Raw genomic sequence first — 22,443 nt, forward strand, 5'->3', positions numbered from 1 at the left:
CGGCCCGCCTGCACAGCGCGGCACGACAAGGCGCCGTGTCAGCCATCACGCGTGCTCAGTCGCGGAAGTTGTCGAACTGCAGCGGCAGCTCGAAATCGGCCTTCTTCAGCAGCGCCATCGCGTCCTGCAGATCGTCGCGCTTCTTGCCGCTCACGCGCAGCTTGTCGCCATTGATCTGCGCCTCGACCTTGAGCTTGGCTTCCTTCAGCTTGGCCACCAGCTGCTTGGCCTGCTTCTGCTCGATGCCCTGCTTGACGGTGACCTTCTGGCGCGCACCGGCCAGGTTGGTTTCCATGTCGCCGAACTCCAGGCAACGCACGTCGATGCCGCGCGCCAGCAGGCGCGCGCGCAGGATGTCGGTCATCTGCTTGACCTGGAAATCGCTGGGCGCGGACTGGTTGATCGCCTTGCCGTCTTCCAGCTCGAACCTGGCCTCGACCCCCTTGAAATCGAAGCGCGTATCCAGCTCGCGGTTGGCCTGGTCCACCGCATTGGTCAGTTCGTGCTTGTCGACTTCGGACACCACGTCGAAGGAAGGCATGCAAAGCTCCTGCTGTCTGTAAACAGCCGCCATTCTAGGGCATCGCGTCATCGCCCCTGTCGACACAGGGTTGCCAGGCTGCGCGCACGCGCAGCGATAATGGTCCATGCCCACCACCCGCTCTCCGCTTCCCGCCATCGCCTGGATGGTGGCCGCCGTGGCCTGTTTCTCGCTGATGGATGCGGGAATGAAGCTGCTGTCGGCGCATTACCCGCCGCTGCAGGTCACCCTGCTGCGCGGCGCCGCCTCGCTGCCGTTCGTGCTGGTGTGGGTATTCGCCACCGCCGGACCGCGCTCGATCGTGCCGGTGCGCTGGGGCCTGCACCTGCTGCGTGGGGTACTGGGCATGGTGATGATCGGCTGCTTCGTCTACGGCCTGAAGCGCATGCCGCTGTCGACCGCCTACACGCTGTATTTCGTCGCCCCACTACTGGTGGCGGCACTGTCGGTGCCATTGCTGGGCGAGCGGGTCGGGCCACGCCGCTGGACGGCGATCGGCATCGGCCTGGTCGGGGTGATCGTGGTATTGCGCCCGGGCGTGGACGGGCTGATCTCGCTGCCCGGGCTGATGGTGCTGCTGGCGGCCACCGCCTATGCCATCGCCGCCATCACCGTCAGTCTGCTGACCCGCACCGACACCCCGCAGGCGATGGTGGTGTGGTTCCTGCTGTTCATGGCGGTCGGTGCCGGCCTGCTGGCCATTCCCGACTGGGTGCCGTTGCGGGGCGAGCACGCCTGGCTGATCGCCGGCATGGGCCTGGCCGGCGCACTGGGGCAGATTGCGCTGACCCAGGCCTTCCTGCGCGGCGAGGCCTCGATGATCGCGCCGCTGGAATACACCGGCCTGGTCTGGGTGATCGGCTGGGACTGGCTGCTGTGGCAGACCCTGCCCGACAGCTGGACCTGGACTGGCGCCGGCATCATCGTCGCCAGCGGGCTGTATCTGCTGCGCCGGGAGCGGATTCGGAAGGCGGATCGGCCGATGTCGTTGGATAAGCCGTGATTGGGGATCGGGATTCGGGATTTGGGATTCGCCAGAGCAACGGCAAGGCGCTCTGGCTTTTGCGAATCCCGACTCCCCAATCCCCAATCCCCAACTTAGAACTCATTGGAATATCGTCCGCAAACATTGACTGGTAGGCTTCACGGCCCCCCAATCGGCCACGCGCGGTGATCCAGTTTCAGCGCCTGCACAAGTCTTATTCCGTTGACGGTCGCCAGATCGTGGCGCTGCATCCACTCGATCTGCGGATCGGCCCCGGCGAGGTGTTCGGCATCATCGGCCATTCCGGTGCCGGCAAGTCGACCCTGATCCGGCTGATCAACCGGCTGGAAGAACCCAGCGGCGGGCGGTTGCTGATCGGCGACGAGGACGTCACCGCGCTGGACAGCCAGGGCCTGCGCGCGCTGCGCCGGCGTGTCGGGATGATCTTCCAGCACTTCAACCTGCTGTCCTCGCGCACCGTGGCCGGCAATGTGGCGTTTCCGTTGGAACTGGCCGGCACCCCGCGCGCCGAGGTCGATGCGCGCGTGGCCGAGCTGCTGGCACGGGTCGGGCTGGAGCAGCATGCCAGCAAGTATCCGGCGCAGCTGTCCGGCGGGCAGAAGCAGCGCGTGGGCATTGCGCGCGCGCTGGCCACCCGGCCGCAGATCCTGCTGTGCGACGAGGCCACCAGCGCGCTGGACCCGCAGACCACCGCCTCGGTGCTGCAGCTGCTGGCGCAGATCAACCGCGAGCTGGGCCTGACCATCGTGCTGATCACCCACGAGATGGACGTGATCCGCCGCGTCTGCGACCGCGTCGCGGTGCTGGATGCCGGCAAGCTGGTGGAAACCGGCCCGGTGACCGAGGTATTCCTGCACCCGCAGCACGCCACCACCCGGCGCTTCGTGTCCGAAGCCGAGCACGTGGACGAAGCCGAGCTGCATCGCGACTTCGCTGCGGTGGGCGGGCGCATCGTGCGGCTGACCTTCCTGGGCAACGGCACCTACGAACCGGTGCTGGGCCGCATCGCCCGCGAAACCGGGGTGGACTACAACATCCTGTCCGGGCGCGTGGACCGCATCAAGGACACCCCGTACGGCCAGCTCATCGTCGCGCTGACCGGCGGCGACCATAACGCGGCACGCGCGGGCTTCGTCGCTGCCGGCGTGCACGTGGAGGATCTGCGCGTATGACTCTGATCGCCACGACAAGCGGGTTTTTCCGCAATCTCGATGCCGCCAAGTGGGGCGATATCGGCCAGGCCACGCTCGATACCTTGCTGATGCTGGCCGGCGCGCTGCCGCTGACGCTGCTGATCGGTCTGCCGCTGGGCGTTGCGCTGTTCCTGTGCGGTGCCCCGCAGCTGCGCCGCCGCCCGGTGCTGTACGGCGTGCTCGCGGCACTGATCAACCTGCTGCGCTCGGTGCCCTTCATCATCCTGATGATCGCGATGATTCCGCTCACGCTGATGTTGATGGGGACCTCGCTGGGCGTGCGCGGCGCGATCCTGCCGCTGGTGGTCGGCGCCGCACCGTTCTATGCACGGCTGGTGGAAACCGCCTTGCGCGAAGTGGACCGCGGGATCATCGAAGCCAGCCAGGCGATGGGCGCCACCACCCGCCAGCTGGTGCTGCGCGTGCTGCTGCCCGAAGCGCGCCCGGGCCTGATCGCCGGCGCCACCGTGACCACCATCGCGCTGATCGGTTTCACCGCGATGGGCGGTGCGATCGGCTCCGGCGGGCTGGGCGATGTCGCGTACCGCGAGGGCTATCTGCGCTCGCATTCGGATGTCGCGCTGATCACCGTGATCGCCCTGCTGGTGCTGGTGCAGCTGCTGCAGATGCTGGGCGACTGGCTGGTGGCGCGCTACAGCCGGCGCTGAGCTCGACCGCGATCGCGTGTTGCCGGCGCGCGCAGGGCCCAGCAAGCACACGGGCCTGCCGATCGCGGCTCCACCTGCGGTCTGCTAGGTTTAGCGCTTGCGGCAGTGCCGCATTCCTCCTCCCACGGACCCCCACATGAACACATTCGCGTTTCGTTCCCTCCTGGCTGCGGCCACGCTGGCCCTGGCCTCCTGTGGCGGTAGCGGTGGCAGCAGCGGCGGCGACACACTGACGGTGGCCGCCACCGCGGTGCCGCATGCCGAGATCCTGGAGGTGGTCGAACCGCTGCTGGCCAAGCAGGGCGTCAAGCTGGACGTGCGCGTGTTCAACGACTACGTGCAGCCCAACGACCAGGTCGTGCAGAAGCAGATCGACGTCAATTACTTCCAGACCGAGCCGTACCTGGACGCCTACAACCGCGACCGCAAGAGCCAGCTGGTGACCGTGGTCGGCGTGCATATCGAGCCGTTCGGCGCGTATTCGCGCCGGTTCAAGACGCTGGCCGAGCTGCCTACCGGCGCAGATGTGGTGATTCCCAACGACCCGAGCAACAACAGCCGCGCGCTGATCCTGCTCGACAAGGCGGGCGTGATCAAACTCAAGGACCCGAGCAATGCCCTGTCCAGCCAGCGCGACATCGTCGAGAACCCCAAGCAGCTGAAGTTCCGCGAGCTCGACTCGGCGATGCTGCCGCGGGTGCTCGACCAGGTCGACCTGGCACTGATCAATACCAACTACGCGCTCGACGCCGGCCTCAATCCGACCCGCGACGCGCTGGCGATCGAGAGCAAGGACTCGCCGTACGTGAACTTCCTGGTCTCGCGCCCGGACAACAAGGACGACCCGCGCGTGCAGAAGCTGGCCAAGGCCTTGACCAGCCCGGAAGTGAAGGCGTTTATCGAGCAGAAGTACAAAGGCGCGGTATTGCCGGCGTTCTAAGAGCGGCGGTCCAACCGACCGCGCTCACCGCCAAGCGGGTGCGGCCGGCGCCCGGCATCGGTATGCACCTCGCGGACACGCCGGTTGCTGCGCGCCGTCCACGTTCACCTGGCGTCCGCGCGTTTCGGGTTGCCAACCACTCTTCGCCGCCACCGAGCATGTGATGCCACTTCTCCTCGCCATACCGCTGGCCGTGATCATCGCCCTGGCGGTGTTCGCGGTGCTGTTGCCGTTGTCGCTGGTGCAGCGCTTTCGTGTCGGCACCGCGCGGCGGCAGGCACGCGGCTGGCTGTTGATGATCAATCTGGTCTCGGCCGGCCTTTCCACCATGTTGTTCGTGATCTTCGTGTTGATCGCCGCCGCGTTCTGGCCCGGCGCGATCAGCCATGCCGCCTTCGGCTGGGCCTGCGGGCTGGCGCTGGGGCTGCTGGCACTGCGTCTGACCCGCTTCGAGCGCACCCAGCAGGGCCTGTTCTACCGGCCCAACCTGTGGCTGGTGCTGGCCCTGACCGCGCTGGTGGTGGTACGCGTGATCGCCGGCATGGTGCAGGGGTGGCGCAGCACCTGGCAGGGTGCTGCCTGGCCCACGGAAGGGTGGCTCAGTCACGCCAGCCTGTTGGGCGCGGCCGGCGTACTGCTCGGCTATGCGCTCGCCTATGCCACTTTGCTGTGGTGGCGCTGGCGCAGCGCGCGCCTGCGCGGCAGCGTCTACTGGCGCTGAGCGGGCGGCGCCACGATTTCAAAGCATAAAAAACGGGCCTTGCGGCCCGTTCTTGTTCGACTGAAACGTCGCTTGCCCGCGTGCTTAGAAGCGCGCGCCGACGCCGAAGCCGACGGTCCACGGATCCAGTTCCAGCTCGCTGCCGGTGCCCTGGCCGCCCACGCGCAGTTCCGGACGCGAACGCATGTAGCGGGCGTCGGCACGTGCGAACCAGGTGGAGTTGATGTTCATGTCCACGCCGACGGTGCCGATGACACCCTTGGCGGTGTCCAGGCCCACGTGCTGGCCGGTGGCCGACGCCGCGTCGATCTTCTCGTTGCTGAAGTTCGACTCGTAGTAGCCCACGCCCACGAACGGACGGAACACGTTATCGGCCTGGCCGAAGTGGTACTGGCCGCTGATGGCGATCGGCTGCTGCTCGACGGTGCCGATCTTGCCCACGCCATCGGCGTTGACACGGTGGTTGAACTTGTCGGCGGCGCCCCACAGCTCAACGGCCCAGTTGTCGTTGATGTAGTAGCTGGCGCTCAGCGTCGGTGCCGGGCCGCCATCGACGTCCAGGCCGGGAGCCGGATCGTTCTTCGGCTTGATCAGAGCAACACCGCCGACCACTGCCCAATGCTTTCCGGAAGCGCTATCGGCGCTGGTGGAAGCCGAGGAGGTGTCGCCGGTGTAGGTGGTGTCTTGTGCAAATGCCGACGGCGCAAACGCAAGTGCGGATACGGCAGCCAGGCTCAGGATGGAAATGGCACGCATTGGGGGTCTCCTCAGTGTTCTTGTTAGGCCCGTGGAGTGGGCCGCGCCAAAGCTATTCCTGAAAATCTGAATCCACGCCCACCCGTGGCTCGCTAAAATTTCGTTTGTTCAGCAAGTTTCCGGAGAAGGCCGTGGCTGCAACAGGCAAGCTGAAAAAGACATTCACGCAGATGCGACCGCCGTGACGAAAACCGACCTGTTGCAGGGCCTTCCAGCGCACATTCCTAACGATTGCCGTGTCCTGGTGCTCGGCTCGATGCCGGGCAACGCATCGTTGCACGCGGCGATGTACTACGCCCATCCGCGCAACCGTTTCTGGCCGCTGATGCAGGAACTGCTGGGCATCCACGCCGGGTTGGCATATCCGGCGCGCCTGCAGGCGCTGGCCAACTGCGGGGTGGGCCTGTGGGATGTGATCGGCCAATGCGAGCGGCGCGGCAGCCTGGACACTGCCATCGTCGCCAGCAGCATCGTGGTCAACCCGCTGGCGGCGCGGCTGGCGACGCTGCCGCAGCTGCGCGCGGTCGCCTGCAACGGGGCGGCCGCCGCGCAGGCATGGCGCCGCCATGTGCAGCCGCTGCTGCCGGTCGCCCTGCACACGCTGCCGGTATGGGCCTTGCCGTCCACCAGCCCGGCCAATGCGGCATGGTCGCTGCCACGGCTGTGCGCGGCCTGGCAGCCGCTGCGCGACGCACTGGATTAGCGACGTCGGATCGCCGCGCAACCAATCCATGAGCGAAGACATCAGCGAGCGGATGGCGCCGTGCGAACCATGTGCCTGCGTCGTGGCGGGTTGGCCGACACCTGTCACCACCGCAACGCCGGCCGTGTTGGTCAGCGCGCAGCCACCGGCCGGAAGTCATGCCAGCGTCCGGCACGGGCAAGTGCCGCTCCCGTGCAGGCATGCTGCAGCCAACGCATAACGGAAGCGACCAGATGGCGATCAAGCACGCACTACCGATGGCAGCGGGCCTGCTGCTGGGCCTGCTGGTCGCCGTACCGGCTGCCAGCGCCGACGATCTGCACTGCAACGTCAGCAGCGACTACGACCTCACGCTCAACCCGCGCAGCCTGATCCTGATCCGAGCGTCGGGCACGCCGCAGCGGCTGGTGATGCGCCAGGGCGCGTTGTTCGTCGACGACCGCTGGGTCGCGGTGAGCGCGGACGATCGCACGCGTTTGATCAACTTCGAGCGGCAGACCCGCGACGTGGTGCCGCTGGCGCAGGAGGTCGGGCGTGAAGCGGCCGACATCGCCGTCACTGCGCTGGGCGAGGTGGCGGCCGGCTTCAGCCGCAGCCCCGAGGCCACACGCGTGCAGCTGGCGGCCGTGCGCGAAAAGATCGACACCCGCCTGAAGCAGAGTTTCGGCAAGAGCCAGCTCACCTCGATCGATATCGATGACGACATCGGCGCGATGGTGGCCGAGCTGCTGCCGCAGCTGATCGGCGATGTCGTCGCCGGTGCGGTGCAGTCGGCACTGACCGGAAACGATCTGCAGCTGCGGTCGCTGGAAGGGGTCGAAACGCGCATCGAGCGCCTGATCGAGCCGCAGGCGCGTGCGTTGCGGCCACGCGCGCAGCAACTGTGCACGCGTGTCGAGGCGCTCGACGGCTTGGACAATGCGCTGGCGTATCGTTTGCCCTCGGGCGAGCCACTGCAACTGTTGCGGGTCGATCGACGCGCGTCGAAATGATCCGGCGCATGCGCCGGCGAACGCTGCATCCCGTCCGGTGCGCGACTTTTTCCACGGCAATGGTTGGCGCTGCGGCCCGCAGCCGGCCACAATAGGGGTTTCCCCATTCTGTTGCCGGAGTTCCCCGTATGGCCGAAATCAAGGAAGCACTTGTCCCCGATATCGGTGACTACAGCGATGTCCCGGTAATCGAGGTGCTGGTGTCGGTCGGCGATACGGTCAGCAAGGACCAGAGCCTGGTCACGCTGGAATCGGACAAGGCCACGATGGAAGTGCCCTCGTCGGTGGCCGGCGTGGTCAAGGAGATCAAGGTCAAGGTCGGCGATTCGCTGTCGCAGGGCGCGCTGGTCGCGCTGATCGAAGTGGCCGACGCCGGCGCCGAAACCGCCGCCGCCCCGGCCGCCGCTCCTGCCGGCCCCGCCAAGGCTGCGCCCGCTGCCGCGCCGGCGCCTGCCGCCAAGGCCGAGCCGGCTGCGCCTGCCGCGTCCTCGGACGGCGGCCTGGTCGAGGCCCGCGTGCCCGATATCGGCGATTACACCGACATCCCGGTGATCGAGGTGCTGGTCGCCGTTGGCGATACCGTCGCCAAGGACCAGAGCCTGGTCACGCTGGAATCGGACAAGGCCACGATGGAAGTGCCGTCCTCGGCCGCCGGTGTGGTCAAGGAACTCAAGGTCAAGGTCGGCGACACGCTCTCGCAGGGCAATGTGGTGGCGATCATCGCTGCCAGCGATGGCGGCGCCGGTGCGGCGCAGTCCCCGGCCAAGCCCAGCACCGACACCGCCGAAACCGCCGGCAAGGTCGAGCCGGTCGCCGTGTCTGCGGTGCCGGACAAGCTGGCCCAGCGCGAGATCGCGCAGGTGCAGGGCGCCCGGTCCAGCGAGGCCGCGCAGCCTGCGCAGGGCGGTCAGCCGTCGGCCGGGCAGCCGTCCAGCCCGCCGGTGACCTTCGACGCCGACAGCGTGCTGCCGTCCAAGGTGGCCTACGCCAGCCCGGTGGTGCGCGTGTTCGCACGCGAGCTCGGCGTGGATCTGAACCAGCTCAAGGGCAGCGAAAAGGGCGGCCGCATCACCCGTGAGGACGTGCAGCGCTTCATCAAGGCCGCACTCAGCGGCGGCGCGCCTGCCGCAGCCGGGGCCGCACCGGCCGGTGGTGGCAACGGCCTGAACCTGCTGGCTTGGCCGAAGGTGGACTTCAGCAAGTTCGGCGAGACCGAGACCCAGCCGCTGTCGCGCATCAAGAAGATTTCCGGTGCCAACCTGGCACGCAACTGGGCGATGATTCCGCACGTCACCCAGTTCGAATCGGCCGACATCACCGACCTGGAAGCCCTGCGCGTGGCGTTGAACAAGGAAAACGAGAAGGCCGGCATCAAGCTGACCATGCTCGCCTTCCTGGTCAAGGCCAGCGCCGCGGCGTTGAAGAAGTTCCCCGAATTCAACGCCTCGCTGGATGCGGCCGGCGAGAACCTCACGCTGAAGAAGTACATCAACATCGGCTTCGCCGCCGACACCCCGAACGGCCTGGTCGTGCCGGTGATCCGCGACGTCGACAAGAAGGGCGTGCTGCAGATCGCGCAGGAAAGCGGCGAGCTGGCCAAGAAGGCGCGCGACGGCAAGCTCGGCCCGGCCGACATGAGCGGCGGCTGCTTCTCGATCAGCTCGCTGGGCGGCATCGGTGGTACGGCGTTCACGCCGATCATCAATGCGCCGGAAGTGGCGATCCTGGGCGTGTCCAAGTCGGCGATGCAGCCGGTGTGGAACGGCAAGGAGTTCGCCCCCAAGCTGATGCTGCCGCTGTCGTTGAGCTACGACCACCGCGTCATCGACGGCGCGCTGGCCGCACGCTTCACCACCTACCTCAGCCAGGTGCTGGCCGACATGCGCCGCGTCCTGCTGTGAGAGCAGCGCTGCTGACCTTCGCCCTGCTGGGCGTGCTGCCGTGGACATCCGCGGCGGCACGCGAGTGCGAGAGCACGCTCGGGCGCGGCTGGCCGCCGGCGGTGGGCAACTATGGCACCGCGGTGACCACGCTGCTCGACGCCGGCACCCGGCCGAGCCTGTCGTTGCTGACGCTGCCTACCCGTGGCGTGGAAAGCGGTGTATCGCTGGTGCCGGGCAAGGACGGTGCCGACTGGACCCTGCGGCATAGCCGCGCCGACGAGCGCGTCTACAGCTGGGTCAGCCAGAGCGATCGCGGCAGCGTGCAGTTCCGCACCGCGCAGACCCCGGAAACGGTCGAGATCCCGATTCCGGCGGCGTTGGCAAGGCGCCTGGTCAGCAACTGGACCGGCGCACTGACGCAACTGGCGCCGAGCGGTCGCAGCGCCCCGGTGAGCGAGGGCGAGGTGCTGTCGTTCCAGGTCGATGGCGTGCGTTACAGCGGCACCCGCCCGAGCTGCGGCGCCGGCGAGTTGCTGCTGCAGCAGGCCGCGTTGCTGATCGAAGCCAGCGAAGGCAAGGAAAAGAAGCGCGACAAGCGCTGGACCCAAATCGAATCGTCGCTGGATGAACTCCAGCAGACGCTTGCCGGCACGGCCGGTTGAGCCACAGGAGAAGCAAATGGCGGTCATTGAAATCAAGGTTCCCGACATCGGCGATTACAGCGATGTCCCCGTCATCGAAGTGCTGGTCGCCGTCGGCGACAGCGTGGTCAAGGATCAGGGCCTGGTAACGCTGGAGTCGGACAAGGCCACGTTGGAAGTGCCGTCCTCGGCCGCCGGCGTGGTCAAGGAGCTCAAGGTCAAGGTGGGTGACAGCCTGTCCGAAGGTGCGCTGGTGCTGCTGCTGGAAGCCGAAGGCGAGGCCGCCGCACCGGCTGCGCCCGCCAAGGCCGACAGCAAGCCCGCACCGGCGGCTGCGGCGCCTGCCGCCGCGCCCGGCAGCAAGCCGCCGGTGACGCCGTCGCATCGCGCGCCGGCCGAACCGGCGCCGTCCAAGCCGGCGCTGGCCAGCGGCAAGCCGGCCGATATCGAATGCAAGATGGTGGTGCTCGGCGCCGGCCCTGGCGGCTACACCGCCGCATTCCGCGCCGCCGACCTGGGCCTGGATACGGTGCTGATCGAGCGCTACGCCAGCCTGGGCGGGGTCTGCCTCAATGTCGGCTGCATCCCGTCCAAGGCGCTGCTGCATGCCGCCGCGGTGATCGACGAAGTGGCGCACGCCGGCGATTTCGGCGTGGACTTCGGCCAGCCCAGGATCACCCTGGACAAGCTGCGCGAGTACAAGGAAAAGGTGGTCGGCAAGCTCACCGGCGGCCTGGCCAGCATGGCCAAGCAGCGCAAGGTGCGCACCGTTACCGGCGTGGCGTCGTTCGTGTCGCCCAACGAGCTGGAGATCGTCGGCGACGACGGCAAGACCCAGCTACTGCGCTTCGAGCACTGCATCATCGCCGCCGGTTCGCAGGCAGTGAAGCTGCCGAACTTCCCGTGGGACGACAAGCGCGTGATGGACTCCACCGACGCGCTGGAACTGCACGACATTCCCAAGACCCTGCTGGTGGTCGGCGGCGGCATCATCGGCCTGGAAATGGCCACGGTGTACAGCGCGCTCGGCAGCAAGGTCACCGTGGTCGAGTTCATGGACCAGCTGATGCCGGGCGCCGACAAGGACCTGGTCAAGCCGCTGGCCGATCGCCTGAAGAAGCAGGGCGTGGAGGTCCATCTCAAGACCAAGGCCACCGACGTCAAGGCCGGCGCCAGCGGCATCACGGTGTCGTTCGAAGCGGCCACCGAAGGCGAGAAGCCGGGTCTGCAGGCCACCGCCTACGACCGCGTGCTGGTGGCGGTTGGCCGTACGCCCAACGGCAAGAAGATCGGTGCCGACAAGGCCGGCGTCACCATCACCGAGCGCGGCTTCATTCCGGTCGATCGGCAGATGCGCACCAACGTGCCGCACATCTTCGCCATCGGCGACATCGTCGGTAACCCGATGCTGGCGCACAAGGCCACCCACGAGGGCAAGCTGGCCGCCGAAGTGGCTGCCGGCGAGAAGAAGGAATGGGTGGCGCGGGTGATTCCGTCGGTCGCCTACACCAACCCGGAAATCGCCTGGGTCGGCGTGACCGAGACCGAGGCCAAGGCCAAGAGCCTGAAGGTCGGCGTGGCCAAGTTCCCGTGGGCCGCCAGTGGCCGCGCGATCGGCATCGGCCGCACCGAAGGCTTCACCAAGCTGATCTTCGACGAAGAAACCCACCGCGTGATCGGTGGTGCCATCGTCGGCGTGCATGCCGGTGATCTGCTGGCCGAGATCGGCCTGGCGATCGAGATGGGCGCCGAGGCCGAAGACATCGGCCATACCATCCACGCGCATCCGACCCTGAGCGAATCGGTCGGCATGGCCGCCGAGGTCTACGACGGCACCATCACCGACCTGTACATCCCCAAGAAGAAGTAAGCGCCGCCACTTGCGGCACGGCCAGCGACGCCCCGCCTTGCGCGGGGCGTTGTCGTTTCGGTGTGCTGCCGGGAGGGGTTGCAGGGTGCGGCCGTTCCCACCGGGGCGCTGCATGCGCCACGGAATGCAGTGCTCGCAGTGCTGATGCTCTGCGCTGTGCTCCCATGGCGCGTTGCAGCTGCGCAGCGGGACGAGGGTCCGGCGCATCGTCGCCGGGCACAATGACCTGCCGTGCGGCGCAGGCGGGCGTGACGGTGTGGATGCTGGTGCGGCATTGCCATGCCGATCCGGTCTTCAAGGCGCAGATGTCGGGTGCGCTGACGCAACAGGTCGCGCATGGCGATATCCGCGCACTCGCTGGTGCTGTCGGCACCGCACAAGAAAACAAAAGGCCCGCAAAACGCGGGCCTTTTGGTGCAACGCTGCGCGTCGATCAGAACGCGAACGTCACGCCCGCAACCGGGCCCTTGAACTCCTGCTTCAGACCGATCAGGCCATCGCTGCCGCGCTGGTCGACGTCGAGCTTGAACCAGTCATAGCCGGCGAAGATGCCGAAGTTCTTGGTGAAGCGGTATTCGGCAATCGCGTTGGCGCGGCTCAGGTCGCCGTCGTAATCGCCAAAGTCGCCCCAGCTGGTGTTGAGGTACTGGCCCTGCACGTTGAACAGCCAATGCTCACTCGGGCGCGCGGTGAAGCGGATGCCGACCACCGGCGCAACGCCGTCTTCGCTTTCGTCCAGCACATCGCCGCTGAAGACGCTGCCCAGGTCGGCGTACGCGTTGGCTTCGACCTTGGCGTATTCGGCGCCGATCTGCAGGCCCAGGCTGAATTCCGGCGAATCGATCACCGAGTAGTCATACACCAGGGTGGCAACCTGATACTTCAGCTCGCCCTTGATGAAGCTACCGGTCGGGACGGTGACGCCACCGCCGCTGATGTCCTGGGTCAGGGTCTCGCGGCGATCCTTGTCGTACTTGAAGTAATCGAAGATCAGGCGCTGGCGGGTGCTGATGCGGAACACGCCGTCGACGCGCGGCTCCCATTCCTTGCCGCCGAGCTTGAAGTCTTCGTTGACCGACACATTGTTGCCTGCCACCAGCGTGTTGCCACGGATGGTGTTGTCGTTGTCGACGTTCATCGCACCCAGACGGAGCTGGAAGCGGTCATCGGTATCTTCGGCGTGCGCCGGCGCGGCGTAGGCGGCAGCCAATACGCACGGGATGGCCAGTGCGAGAAGGTGTTTCATGGGGAGCTCCGAATTCTTGGAATGGTCAGGCGTTTCGGCCTGTGCGGCGCATCTTCGATAAGACGGCGTCTTCCATAAGTGAAGGAGCTGTCGCATTGCTGTGAAGGCCGAGATAGCAATCGGACAAAACGGTCCGCTGCTGCAGGGGTCAGACTTTAGTCGTACGTTGCGCAATCCGGGCGCCAGGCGCGAAGCGCCACGGCATGGGTCATGCCGCCATGGCACCGATTGGACCGCCAACGGGAAGGTCGCAGGGTGCGACAAAATGCGTAAAAAGCAGGAGCCCCGATGCTCCGGGGCTCCCATACGCGACCTGCGGCGGGACCTTTCGACGAGGATGTGCAGGCCTCGCGGGTTATGACCGCCGGTTTGTGGCAAAGTTCCCACCCGCCGCGGCAACCCTGTATGGTGCGACGCAGCAACGGATGACCTCTGCCGGTTGTCTCGCAATTTGTCCCATTGCTATACTTTCGCGGCTCGACGAGGCGCATCTGCGCTTCCCACTCATTCACACGTAAGGTAACCGTAGTGCTGAACTCCGTTGACGCGGGTCGGCGGTTGATGCTGCGCGCTGCGGTATATCCGCTTGCCGCTGTAGCTATAACCAGTCTGGGGTTGCTGTTGGTCGGTCCCCGTTACTCTGCCGGTCTGGCATTGACCGGGTTTGCGACGGTGCTGGGCGGTTGGGTGGCAGCACGTACCGCGCTAGGTGGCGGTATCCAGGCAGCCGGCATTGCCATGGTCCGGCTGATCCTGGCGATGGTGTTGAAGTGGGTGTTGGTTTTCGTGGCGCTGGCGCTTGGCTTCGGCCTGTGGCGGCTGCCTCCTCTGGCCTTGCTGGCGGGTATCGCCATCGGGCTGATTTTTCAGGTTCTGGCTCTGGCCAGGCGTTGATTCGAACTTAAAGGGCTCCGGACACATGGCGGGCGAGGCAGCAACACCTACCTCCTATATCCAGCATCACTTGCAGAACCTGATCTATCCGGTTCGCGAGGGTGGCGGCACGTTTTGGACCATCCACGTCGACACCCTGGTCATGGCGGTGCTGATGGGCCTGGTGATGGTCTTCGCGTTCTGGACGGCGACCCGCAATGCCACCGCCGGCGTGCCGGGCAAGTGGCAGGCGTTTGTCGAAATCTGCCTCGAGTTTGTCGACCGCCAGGCCAAGGACACCTATCACGGCAGCAGCAAGCTGGTGACGCCGATCGCGATCACCATCTTCTTCTGGATCCTGTTGATGAACCTCATCAAGATGATCCCGGCCGATTTCATCGCCATCCCGCTGGGCTGGGCCGGCATCCACGCCTGGAAGCCGGTGCCCACCGCCGACGTCAATGCCACCCTGGGCATGTCGATCAGCGTGTTCTTCCTGATGATCGTCTTCTCGCTGCGCTCCAAGGGCGTAGGCGGCATGACCAAGGAATTCCTGACGGCGCCGTTCGGCAAGTGGATGATGCCGTTCAACCTGCTTTTGAACATCGTCGAGTGGCTGAGCAAGCCGATTTCGCTGGCGATGCGACTGTTCGGCAACATGTTCGGCGGCGAGATCGTCTTCCTGCTGATCTGGGTGCTGGGCGGTGCGGGCATCGCCGGCATGGTCGCTGGCGGCGTATTCGGCCTCGGCTGGATGCTGTTCCACCTGTTGGTGATTCCGCTGCAGGCCTTCATTTTCATGATGCTGTCGATCGTGTATCTGAGCCTTGCCGAAGACAGTCACTGAGTTTCGCTGCACCCTTCATACGCTTCATCCCGATTCATCCATCACCCTTAGAAACTTTCGTTCGGAGATCACCATGTACCTCGCCGTCCTGACCAACCTCGCTCAAGTCCAGAGCTCCACCGTCCTCGCCGTCGGCATCATGATCGGCCTGGCCGCGCTGGGTGCCGGCCTCGGTCTGGCCATCATGGCTGGCAAGTTCCTGGAATCGGCTGCGCGCCAGCCGGAGCTGATCCCGGTGCTGCAGGTCCGCATGTTCATCACCGCCGGCCTGATCGACGCCGCGTTCATCATCAGCGTCGCCGTCGGCCTGCTGTTCGCCTTCGCCAACCCGCTGGCCCAGGTGTTCATCGAGCGTCTGTCGCAGGCTGCCGGCTGATCCAGCGGTAGCAGGATGTGGAGGCAACCGTGCGCGGTTGCGTCCGCGGATGAAGGTCGGAAAGCGTCGCCATGCGGTGGCGCTTTCACCCCTAAACAGCGATTGAGCGACCCATGGATATCACCCTTACCATCTTTGCCCAGGCGCTGGCCTTCGCCGGTCTGATCTGGATCGTCGCGACCAAGATCTGGCCGCCGCTGCTGCAGGCGATCGAAGAGCGTCAGCAAAAGATCGCTGAAGGTCTGGCTGCGGCCGATCGCAGTCAGAAGGATCTGGCGCAGGCGCAGGAAAAGGTCAACGAAGCACTGAAGGACGCACGCACCAAGGCCAACGAGATCATTGATCAGGCCCATGCGCGCGCCAACCAGATCATCGAAGCGGCCAAGCACGAGGCAATTGCCGAAGCCAACCGTCAGAAGGATCTGGCGCAGACCGAGATCGACGCGTCCGCCACGCGTGCCCGCGAGGAACTGCGCAAGCAGGTGTCCGTGCTGGCCGTCAGCGGTGCCGAAAAGCTGCTCAAGCGCGAAATCGATGCCAACGCCCACAAGGCGCTGCTCGACGAGCTGGCGGCGGAGATTTAATCGATGAGTCAGGCCCTCACACTTGCCCGTCCGTACGGCCGCGCCGCGTTTGCGATCGCGCGTGAGGGCGGCAACTTCGCGCCCTGGTCCGATGCGCTGGCGTTTTCGGCGCAGGTGGCCGGCGACCCGCGCGTGGCCGCGCTGCTGCTCAACCCGGCCCTGGGCCAGGATCAGGCAGTGACGTTGTTGGCGCCGCCGCAGGCGAGCGAAGACTATCTGCGTTTCCTCGGCCTGCTGGCCGACGCGCAGCGGCTGTCGCTGTTGCCGGAAGTGGCAGGACTGTACGAACAACTGCGGGCCGAAGCCGAACACGTCGTCAAGGCGACGGTGACCTCGGCGGCTGCAATGAGCCAGGCGGAACTGGACACGATCGCTGCTGCGCTGAAGAAGCGTTTCGGCCGCGAGGTGGACATCACCACCGCGGTGGATGCTTCGTTGATCGGCGGCGCGGTGATCGACACCGGCGACGTGGTCATCGACGGCTCGCTGAAGGGCAAGCTTGCGCGTCTGCAAAGCTCGCTCGCCCACTGAATTCACATAAACGCATGGCCCTCGCGGCCGGCACCTAGGACTGAACGATGGCAACCACGCTCAACCCCTCCGAAATCAGCGACCTGATCAAGACCCGCATCGAGGCGGTCAAGCTGTCCGCAGAGTCGCGCAACGAAGGCTCCGTGACCAGCGTGTCCGACGGCATCGTGCGCATCTTCGGCCTGGCCGACGTGATGCAGGGCGAAATGATCGAACTGCCGAACAACACCTTCGCGCTCGCACTGAACCTGGAGCGCGATTCGGTCGGCGCCGTGGTGCTGGGCGATTACGAGAACCTGCGCGAAGGCGACGTGGCCAAGACCACCGGCCGCATCCTGGAAGTGCCGGTCGGTCCGGAACTGCTCGGTCGCGTGGTCAACGCGCTGGGCGAGCCGATCGACGGCAAGGGCCCGCTGGGCGCCACCCAGACCGCACCGGTGGAGCGCGTTGCGCCCGGCGTGATCTGGCGCAAGTCGGTCGACCAGCCGGTGCAGACCGGTTACAAGTCGGTCGATGCGATGATCCCGATCGGCCGCGGCCAGCGCGAGCTGGTCATCGGTGACCGCCAGACCGGCAAGACCGCGCTGGCAATCGATGCGGTGATCAACCAGAAGGGCACCGGCATCAAGTGCGTGTACGTGGCGATCGGCCAGAAGGCCTCGACCGTTGCCAACATCGTGCGCAAGCTCGAAGAGAACGGCGCGCTGGCGCACACCGTGGTGGTGGCTGCGACCGCGTCCGAATCGGCCGCGATGCAGTACATCAGCCCGTATGCCGGCTGCACCATGGGCGAGTACTTCATGGACCGCGGCGAAGACGCGCTGATCGTGTACGACGATCTGTCCAAGCAGGCCGTGGCCTACCGCCAGATCTCGCTGCTGCTCAAGCGCCCGCCGGGCCGCGAAGCCTATCCGGGCGACGTGTTCTATCTGCACTCCCGCCTGCTCGAGCGCGCTGCGCGCGTGTCCGAGGAGTACGTGGAGAAGTTCACCAACGGTGCGGTGACCGGCAAGACCGGTTCGCTGACCGCGCTGCCGATCATCGAAACGCAGGCCGGCGACGTGTCCGCGTTCGTGCCGACCAACGTGATCTCGATCACCGACGGCCAGATCTTCCTGGAAACCGACCTGTTCAACGCCGGCATCCGCCCGGCCGTGAATGCCGGTATCTCGGTGTCGCGCGTCGGTGGTGCGGCCCAGACCAAGATCATCAAGAAGCTGTCCGGCGGCATCCGTATCTCGCTGGCGCAGTACCGTGAGCTGGCCGCGTTCGCGCAGTTCGCCTCGGACCTGGACGAAGCCACTCGCAAGCAGCTCGAGCGCGGTCAGCGCGTCACCGAGCTGATGAAGCAGAAGCAGTACGCGCCGATGTCCATCGCCAACCAGGCGCTGTCGATCTATGCCGTCAACGAGGGCTACCTCGACGAAGTGCCGGTCAACAAGCTGCTGGCGTTCGAAGAAGGCCTGCACGCGCACTTCGCCAACACCCAGGGTGAGCTGGTCTCCAAGATCAACAGCACCGGCGGCTGGGACAACGACATCGAAGCTGCCTTCAAGAAGGGCATCGAAGAGTTCAAGACCACGGGCAGCTGGTAACAGCGCCGGGAGTCGGGATTGGGCATTCGGGATTCGTAGGAGCGGTGATCTGAGGGCTTGAACGCCCAGGATCACCAGTTCGGATCTCCAGATTCAGGTACTCGGGGTTTGTGGGTGAGGTGACGTCGGCGGCTTTGGCCAATCCCGAATCACCCATCTCGAATCCCACCATCGAAGCGAGCGAGTATGGCAGGCGGACGCGAAATCAAAACCAAGATCAAGAGCGTGCAGAACACCCGCAAGGTGACGCGCGCGCTCGAAATGGTCTCGGCCTCCAAGATCCGCAAGGCGCAGGACCGTATGAAGACCTCGCGTCCGTACGCGCAGGCGATGAAGCAGGTGATCGGGCATCTGGCGCAGGCCAGCACCGATTACCAGCATCCGTTCCTGGTCGAGCGCGAGCAGGTCAAGCGGGTCGGTTACATCGTGATCTCTTCCGACCGCGGCCTGGCCGGCGGCCTGAACAACAACCTGTTCCGCAGGATGCTGGGCGAAGTGCGCCCGTGGCAGGACAAGGGTGCCGAGATCGACGTGGTGACCATCGGCCAGAAGGCTTCGGCGTTCTTCCGTCGTATCAAGGTCAACATGGTCGGCAGCGTCACCCATCTGGGCGACAGTCCGCAGATCGAGCAGTTGATCGGTGTGATCAAGGTGATGCTGGATGCCTTCGTCGAGGGCAGGGTGGACCGCGTGTATCTGGTCTACAACCGCTTCGTGAACACGATGACGCAGAAGGCCAGCTTCGATCAGCTGCTGCCGCTGCCGGCCGCCGAGCACAAGGTGGCGCACCACGATTGGGATTACCTGTACGAACCCGATGCCGCGACCGTGCTGGAGCACGTGATGACGCGTTACATCGAGTCGCTGGTGTACCAGGCCGTGCTGGAAAACGTGGCCTCCGAACATGCTGCGCGCATGGTGGCGATGAAGGCCGCCAGCGACAACGCCAACAAGATGATCGGCACCTTGCAACTGGTCTACAACAAGGCGCGTCAGGCGGCGATCACCCAGGAAATTTCGGAAATCGTCAGCGGCGCGGCCGCGGTATAAGCACGGCCGGGATTGGGGATTCGGGATTGGTAGGAGCGCAGCGAACTGCGCCCTTGCGAATCCCCAATCACGAATCCCAAATCACAAAATTCCACGAGATGGCATCTGCCACTCGGACAGAACAAAGCTAACCGGAGCAGCAAAATGAGTCAGGGCAAGATCGTTCAGATCATCGGCGCGGTCGTCGACGTCGAATTCCAGCGCAATGAAGTGCCGAAGGTCTATCACGCGTTGAAGGTCGAAGGCACCGAAATCACCCTGGAAGTGCAGCAGCAGCTCGGCGATGGCGTGGTGCGCACGATTGCGCTCGGCTCCACCGACGGCCTGAAGCGCAACCTGCTGGCCACCAACACCGAGCGCGCGATTTCGGTGCCGGTCGGTGCCGGGACGCTGGGCCGCATCATGGACGTGCTGGGTCGTCCGATCGACGAGGCCGGCGACGTGCAGGCTTCGGACCATTGGGAAATCCATCGCGCTGCGCCGTCGTATGAAGACCAGTCCTCCAGCACCGAGCTGCTGGAAACCGGCATCAAGGTCATCGACCTGATGTGCCCGTTCGCCAAGGGCGGCAAGGTCGGCCTGTTCGGCGGCGCCGGCGTCGGCAAGACCGTCAACATGATGGAACTGATCAACAACATCGCCAAGGCGCACTCGGGTCTGTCCGTGTTTGCCGGCGTGGGCGAGCGTACCCGTGAGGGCAACGATTTCTACCACGAGATGAAAGACTCCAACGTGCTGGACAAGGTCGCGATGGTGTACGGCCAGATGAACGAGCCGCCGGGCAACCGTCTGCGCGTTGCGCTGACCGGCCTGACCATGGCCGAGTACTTCCGCGACGAAAAGGACGAGAACGGCAAGGGCAAGGACGTGCTGTTGTTCGTGGACAACATCTACCGCTACACGCTGGCCGGTACCGAAGTGTCCGCGCTGCTCGGCCGCATGCCGTCGGCAGTGGGCTACCAGCCGACCCTGGCCGAGGAAATGGGCGTGTTGCAGGAGCGCATCACCTCGACCAAGAGCGGTTCGATCACCTCGATCCAGGCCGTGTACGTGCCTGCGGACGACCTGACCGACCCGTCGCCGGCGACCACCTTCGCCCACCTGGACTCCACCGTCACGCTGAGCCGTAACATCGCTTCGCTGGGTATCTACCCGGCGGTGGATCCGCTGGATTCCACCAGCCGCCAGATGGACCCGCTGGTGATCGGCACCGAGCATTACGACACCGCCCAGCGCGTCCAGCAGACCTTGCAGAAGTACAAGGAACTGAAGGACATCATCGCGATCCTGGGCATGGACGAGCTGAGCGAAGAAGACAAGCAGTCGGTGTCGCGCGCACGCAAGATCGAGCGCTTCTTCAGCCAGCCCTTCCACGTGGCCGAAGTGTTCACCGGCTCGCCGGGCAAGTACGTCTCGCTGAAGGACACCATCCGCGGCTTCAAGGCGATCTGCGACGGCGAGTACGACCACCTGCCGGAGCAGGCGTTCTACATGGTCGGCAGCATCGAAGAAGCCGTCGAGAAAGCCAACAAGATGAGCGCCAAGGCGTAAGAGCCGGGATTTGGCATTCGGGATTCGGGATTTGGTACGGCGGTGATTGGGACGGTGGATGAGGATGGGAACGACGGTGAACGCCGCTGTTGCCAATCCCCAATCCCCAATCCTCAATCCCCGCCTCACAGAGTGAGGCACCATGAGCACTATCCGTTGCGACATCGTCAGCGCCGAGAAGGAAATCTTCCACGGCGAGGCGACGCTGGTCGTGGCTACCGGCGAGTTGGGTGAGCTGGGCATCGCGCCCAAGCACGCACCGCTGATCACGCGCCTGAAGCCGGGCAAGGTGGTGGTCACCACCGCCAGCGGCGAACAGCTGGACTTCGCCATTTCCGGTGGCATTCTGGAAGTGCAGCCGCAGGTGGTGACCGTGCTGGTCGACACCGCGGTGCGCGCGCAGGACATCGACGAAGCTGCCGTGCGCAAGGTCAAGGAAGAGGCCGAGCGTCTGCTGGCCAACCGTGGCGACACGGTGGATGTGGCCGATGCGCAGCGTCGGCTCGCCGAGGCGACCGTGCAGCTGCAGGCACTGGAACGCCTGCGTCGCAACCTCAAGCACTAAGCACGCGGGCGTGCGCGCATTTGCTAGCGCACGCAGACGTGATACCCGATGCAGCGCCGCACGCCGGTGTGGACTGGAAACGCCGACCTCAGGGTCGGCGTTTTCGTTTCTGGAGCTGCGCGTGCGTGGCGCCGCCCCCATGCCTGGGCACAGCAGGCACACTGCCTGCCTCGCGCTATGCCGCCGGTTGCAGGCGGCGGCCTCTCACTCACGCACGTCGAGGAATACCCGATGACCCGCACGATCGATGGCTTTCGTAGTTATGCGCTGAGCGGCCTGCTGGCCGTGGCGATGCTGGGGTGCGCGCTGCCGGCCCGCAGCCAGCCGCCGCTGGATCCGCTGCTGGATCGCATCGTGCAACGCAATGCCATCGGCGATGCGGTGGCGCTGAGCAAGTGGGACAGCGGCAAGCCGGTGCTGGACCAGACCCGCGAGGCGGCGGTGCTGCAGAGCGTGCGCGAGCAAGCGCCTGCGCATGGGCTGGAGGCCGACGATGCGGCGCGTTTCTTCGCGGCGCAGATCGAGGCCAACAAGGCGGTGCAATACGCGCTGTTGCACCACTGGCGCGAACGCGGACGCGCGCCGGACACGGCGCGTCCGGATCTGGCGATCCTGCGCACGCGTCTGGATCAACTGCAAGGTCAATTGCTCGACGCACTGGCCGAGGTCGCGCCGGCACGTACAGCGCCGCAATGCGCGACCAGCACCGCGCGTGCGGCGGCCCATTACGCCGCGCAATGGCAGCTGGACGCGCTGCATCGTGCGGCACTGGTGAGAAGCCTGGGCGATTTCTGCCACTGATACGCGCCGGCTCCGACACTGCCCGGGCTCAGGGACGCTCGCTCAGCGATACACCACGTGCCGGCCCAGGAAAAATGACACGATCGCCAGGCCGCCTTCCACCAGCGGTTTGGCCAGCCAGGCCTGGCGCAGGCCGACCAGATCCACCGTTGCCGACAGCAGCCATGTGCTGATGAGTGTCAGCGCCAGCCACATCAGCGCAAAGCGGCGAAAACGCGGCCAGCCCAGACGTGCGCCGCCTTCCTGGGCAAAGGTGTAGCGGCCGTTGAGCCAGAAGCCCAGCACCGCGCCGCTGATCCGCCCGAGCAGATTGGCAGGCACGGCCGGCATGCCGGCCGCGGTGGCGGCGATGAAGATGCCGCAGTCCACCGCCAGCTGCAGGGCGCCAATGATCATGAATTGGCTGCCTTGGCGGAACAGACTCATGCAGGCCGGGTCATCGTGGAAGGGCGCTCATGCTAACGGCAGCGGCGCTTGAAAAGTGTCATCGTCGCGCATGCTGCAGGCAGG

Annotated in this window: 24 protein-coding genes and 1 other RNA gene; 21 read left to right on the forward strand and 4 right to left on the reverse strand. The window is 65.7% G+C overall.

Translation table 11 applies throughout. The features are described 5' to 3' along the window. Positions 1–55 precede the first annotated feature (55 nt). Complete coding sequence (locus ABQ137_RS15280) at positions 56–541, reverse strand: YajQ family cyclic di-GMP-binding protein (protein ID WP_016903460.1); 486 nt, start codon at positions 539–541, stop codon at positions 56–58. Positions 542–647: 106 nt separating this feature from the next. Here ABQ137_RS15280 and ABQ137_RS15285 point away from each other — a divergent pair, with 106 nt between their 5' ends. The 6 genes from ABQ137_RS15285 (at position 648) to ABQ137_RS15310 (ending at position 5,069) form a co-directional block, all read left to right on the forward strand. Beyond that, on the forward strand, positions 648–1,544 hold the full coding sequence (locus ABQ137_RS15285; protein ID WP_054592383.1) for a DMT family transporter: 897 nt from the start codon (positions 648–650) through the stop codon (positions 1,542–1,544). Positions 1,545–1,711: 167 nt separating this feature from the next. Beyond that, entirely contained in the window at positions 1,712–2,719 is a 1,008-nt protein-coding gene (locus ABQ137_RS15290) for a methionine ABC transporter ATP-binding protein (RefSeq protein ID WP_016903462.1), read from the forward strand. Beyond that, positions 2,716–3,408: a methionine ABC transporter permease gene (locus tag ABQ137_RS15295; protein ID WP_024940266.1), complete on the forward strand. Its 693-nt coding sequence runs from the start codon at positions 2,716–2,718 to the stop codon at positions 3,406–3,408. Before ABQ137_RS15290 ends, ABQ137_RS15295 begins: the two co-directional genes overlap by 4 nt. 136 nt (positions 3,409–3,544) lie before the next feature. After that, a complete protein-coding gene (locus tag ABQ137_RS15300; protein ID WP_054592382.1) occupies positions 3,545–4,348 on the forward strand; it encodes a MetQ/NlpA family ABC transporter substrate-binding protein in 804 nt (267 codons plus the stop codon). 62 nt (positions 4,349–4,410) lie between these two features. Next, positions 4,411–4,486, forward strand: a non-coding RNA gene (locus ABQ137_RS15305) — sX9 sRNA. Between the two features lie 25 nt (positions 4,487–4,511). Continuing rightward, a complete protein-coding gene (locus ABQ137_RS15310; protein WP_349783112.1) occupies positions 4,512–5,069 on the forward strand; it encodes a CcdC protein domain-containing protein in 558 nt (185 codons plus the stop codon). An 84-nt stretch (positions 5,070–5,153) separates the two neighbouring features. On the opposite strand, the gene ABQ137_RS15315 is transcribed toward ABQ137_RS15310, so the two are convergent. Beyond that, positions 5,154–5,825 (reverse strand): OmpW/AlkL family protein, encoded by a 672-nt coding sequence (locus ABQ137_RS15315; protein WP_016901022.1) that lies wholly within the window; start codon positions 5,823–5,825, stop codon positions 5,154–5,156. Between the two features lie 181 nt (positions 5,826–6,006). On the opposite strand from ABQ137_RS15315, the gene ABQ137_RS15320 reads away from it, so the two are divergent. From ABQ137_RS15320 to lpdA, 5 genes are all read left to right on the forward strand, one after another. Continuing rightward, entirely contained in the window at positions 6,007–6,528 is a 522-nt protein-coding gene (locus ABQ137_RS15320; protein ID WP_326520403.1) for a DNA-deoxyinosine glycosylase, read from the forward strand. Between the two features lie 233 nt (positions 6,529–6,761). Continuing rightward, the gene (locus ABQ137_RS15325; RefSeq protein ID WP_126966607.1) at positions 6,762–7,520 is read left to right on the forward strand and encodes a DUF2884 family protein; all 759 of its coding nucleotides are present in this window, start codon (positions 6,762–6,764) and stop codon (positions 7,518–7,520) included. Positions 7,521–7,648: 128 nt separating this feature from the next. Further along, the gene (locus ABQ137_RS15330; RefSeq protein ID WP_349783114.1) at positions 7,649–9,421 is read left to right on the forward strand and encodes a dihydrolipoyllysine-residue acetyltransferase; all 1,773 of its coding nucleotides are present in this window, start codon (positions 7,649–7,651) and stop codon (positions 9,419–9,421) included. Further along, positions 9,418–10,065: a hypothetical protein gene (locus ABQ137_RS15335; RefSeq protein WP_054592378.1), complete on the forward strand. Its 648-nt coding sequence runs from the start codon at positions 9,418–9,420 to the stop codon at positions 10,063–10,065. Before ABQ137_RS15330 ends, ABQ137_RS15335 begins: the two co-directional genes overlap by 4 nt. A 16-nt stretch (positions 10,066–10,081) precedes the next feature. Then, positions 10,082–11,914: a dihydrolipoyl dehydrogenase gene (gene lpdA / locus ABQ137_RS15340; protein WP_126966609.1), complete on the forward strand. Its 1,833-nt coding sequence runs from the start codon at positions 10,082–10,084 to the stop codon at positions 11,912–11,914. A 433-nt stretch (positions 11,915–12,347) separates the two neighbouring features. Here the strand turns inward: lpdA and ABQ137_RS15345 are convergent, their stop codons facing one another. Then, positions 12,348–13,160, reverse strand: a complete 813-nt coding sequence (locus ABQ137_RS15345) for a hypothetical protein (protein WP_026064024.1) — start codon at positions 13,158–13,160, stop codon at positions 12,348–12,350. Between the two features lie 528 nt (positions 13,161–13,688). Between ABQ137_RS15345 and ABQ137_RS15350 the strand changes: the two genes are divergently transcribed. The 10 genes from ABQ137_RS15350 (at position 13,689) to ABQ137_RS15395 (ending at position 21,933) form a co-directional block, all read left to right on the forward strand. After that, positions 13,689–14,054, forward strand: a complete 366-nt coding sequence (locus ABQ137_RS15350; RefSeq protein ID WP_016901016.1) for a hypothetical protein — start codon at positions 13,689–13,691, stop codon at positions 14,052–14,054. Positions 14,055–14,079: 25 nt separating this feature from the next. Then, positions 14,080–14,880, forward strand: coding sequence for a F0F1 ATP synthase subunit A (gene atpB, locus ABQ137_RS15355; RefSeq protein WP_016901015.1), 801 nt, complete (start codon positions 14,080–14,082; stop codon positions 14,878–14,880). Between the two features lie 73 nt (positions 14,881–14,953). Further along, positions 14,954–15,256 (forward strand): F0F1 ATP synthase subunit C, encoded by a 303-nt coding sequence (atpE, locus tag ABQ137_RS15360; protein WP_002814105.1) that lies wholly within the window; start codon positions 14,954–14,956, stop codon positions 15,254–15,256. A gap of 113 nt (positions 15,257–15,369) precedes the next feature. Beyond that, the gene (locus ABQ137_RS15365; protein ID WP_016901014.1) at positions 15,370–15,840 is read left to right on the forward strand and encodes a F0F1 ATP synthase subunit B; all 471 of its coding nucleotides are present in this window, start codon (positions 15,370–15,372) and stop codon (positions 15,838–15,840) included. A 3-nt stretch (positions 15,841–15,843) separates the two neighbouring features. Then, positions 15,844–16,371 carry a F0F1 ATP synthase subunit delta gene (locus ABQ137_RS15370; RefSeq protein WP_016901013.1) on the forward strand — a complete coding sequence of 176 codons (528 nt, stop codon included), beginning with the start codon at positions 15,844–15,846 and terminating at the stop codon, positions 16,369–16,371. Positions 16,372–16,418: 47 nt separating this feature from the next. Further along, a complete protein-coding gene (gene atpA / locus ABQ137_RS15375; protein WP_039525261.1) occupies positions 16,419–17,966 on the forward strand; it encodes a F0F1 ATP synthase subunit alpha in 1,548 nt (515 codons plus the stop codon). 186 nt (positions 17,967–18,152) lie between these two features. Continuing rightward, on the forward strand, positions 18,153–19,016 hold the full coding sequence (gene atpG, locus ABQ137_RS15380) for a F0F1 ATP synthase subunit gamma (protein WP_047129381.1): 864 nt from the start codon (positions 18,153–18,155) through the stop codon (positions 19,014–19,016). 144 nt (positions 19,017–19,160) lie between these two features. After that, positions 19,161–20,567: a F0F1 ATP synthase subunit beta gene (gene atpD / locus ABQ137_RS15385; protein WP_016901010.1), complete on the forward strand. Its 1,407-nt coding sequence runs from the start codon at positions 19,161–19,163 to the stop codon at positions 20,565–20,567. Between the two features lie 142 nt (positions 20,568–20,709). Further along, complete coding sequence (locus tag ABQ137_RS15390; RefSeq protein ID WP_024938404.1) at positions 20,710–21,132, forward strand: F0F1 ATP synthase subunit epsilon; 423 nt, start codon at positions 20,710–20,712, stop codon at positions 21,130–21,132. A 231-nt stretch (positions 21,133–21,363) separates the two neighbouring features. Then, positions 21,364–21,933: a chorismate mutase gene (locus tag ABQ137_RS15395; RefSeq protein WP_184519419.1), complete on the forward strand. Its 570-nt coding sequence runs from the start codon at positions 21,364–21,366 to the stop codon at positions 21,931–21,933. Positions 21,934–21,975: 42 nt separating this feature from the next. Here ABQ137_RS15395 and ABQ137_RS15400 read toward each other — a convergent pair whose 3' ends face one another. Then, positions 21,976–22,359, reverse strand: coding sequence for a GtrA family protein (locus tag ABQ137_RS15400; RefSeq protein ID WP_016901007.1), 384 nt, complete (start codon positions 22,357–22,359; stop codon positions 21,976–21,978). Positions 22,360–22,443: the final 84 nt, after the last annotated feature.

Origin of the sequence: Xanthomonas sp. WHRI 8393 (assembly GCF_040203315.1) — a bacterium.
In the GTDB taxonomy this organism is placed as follows: Bacteria; Pseudomonadota; Gammaproteobacteria; order Xanthomonadales; family Xanthomonadaceae; genus Xanthomonas; species Xanthomonas arboricola.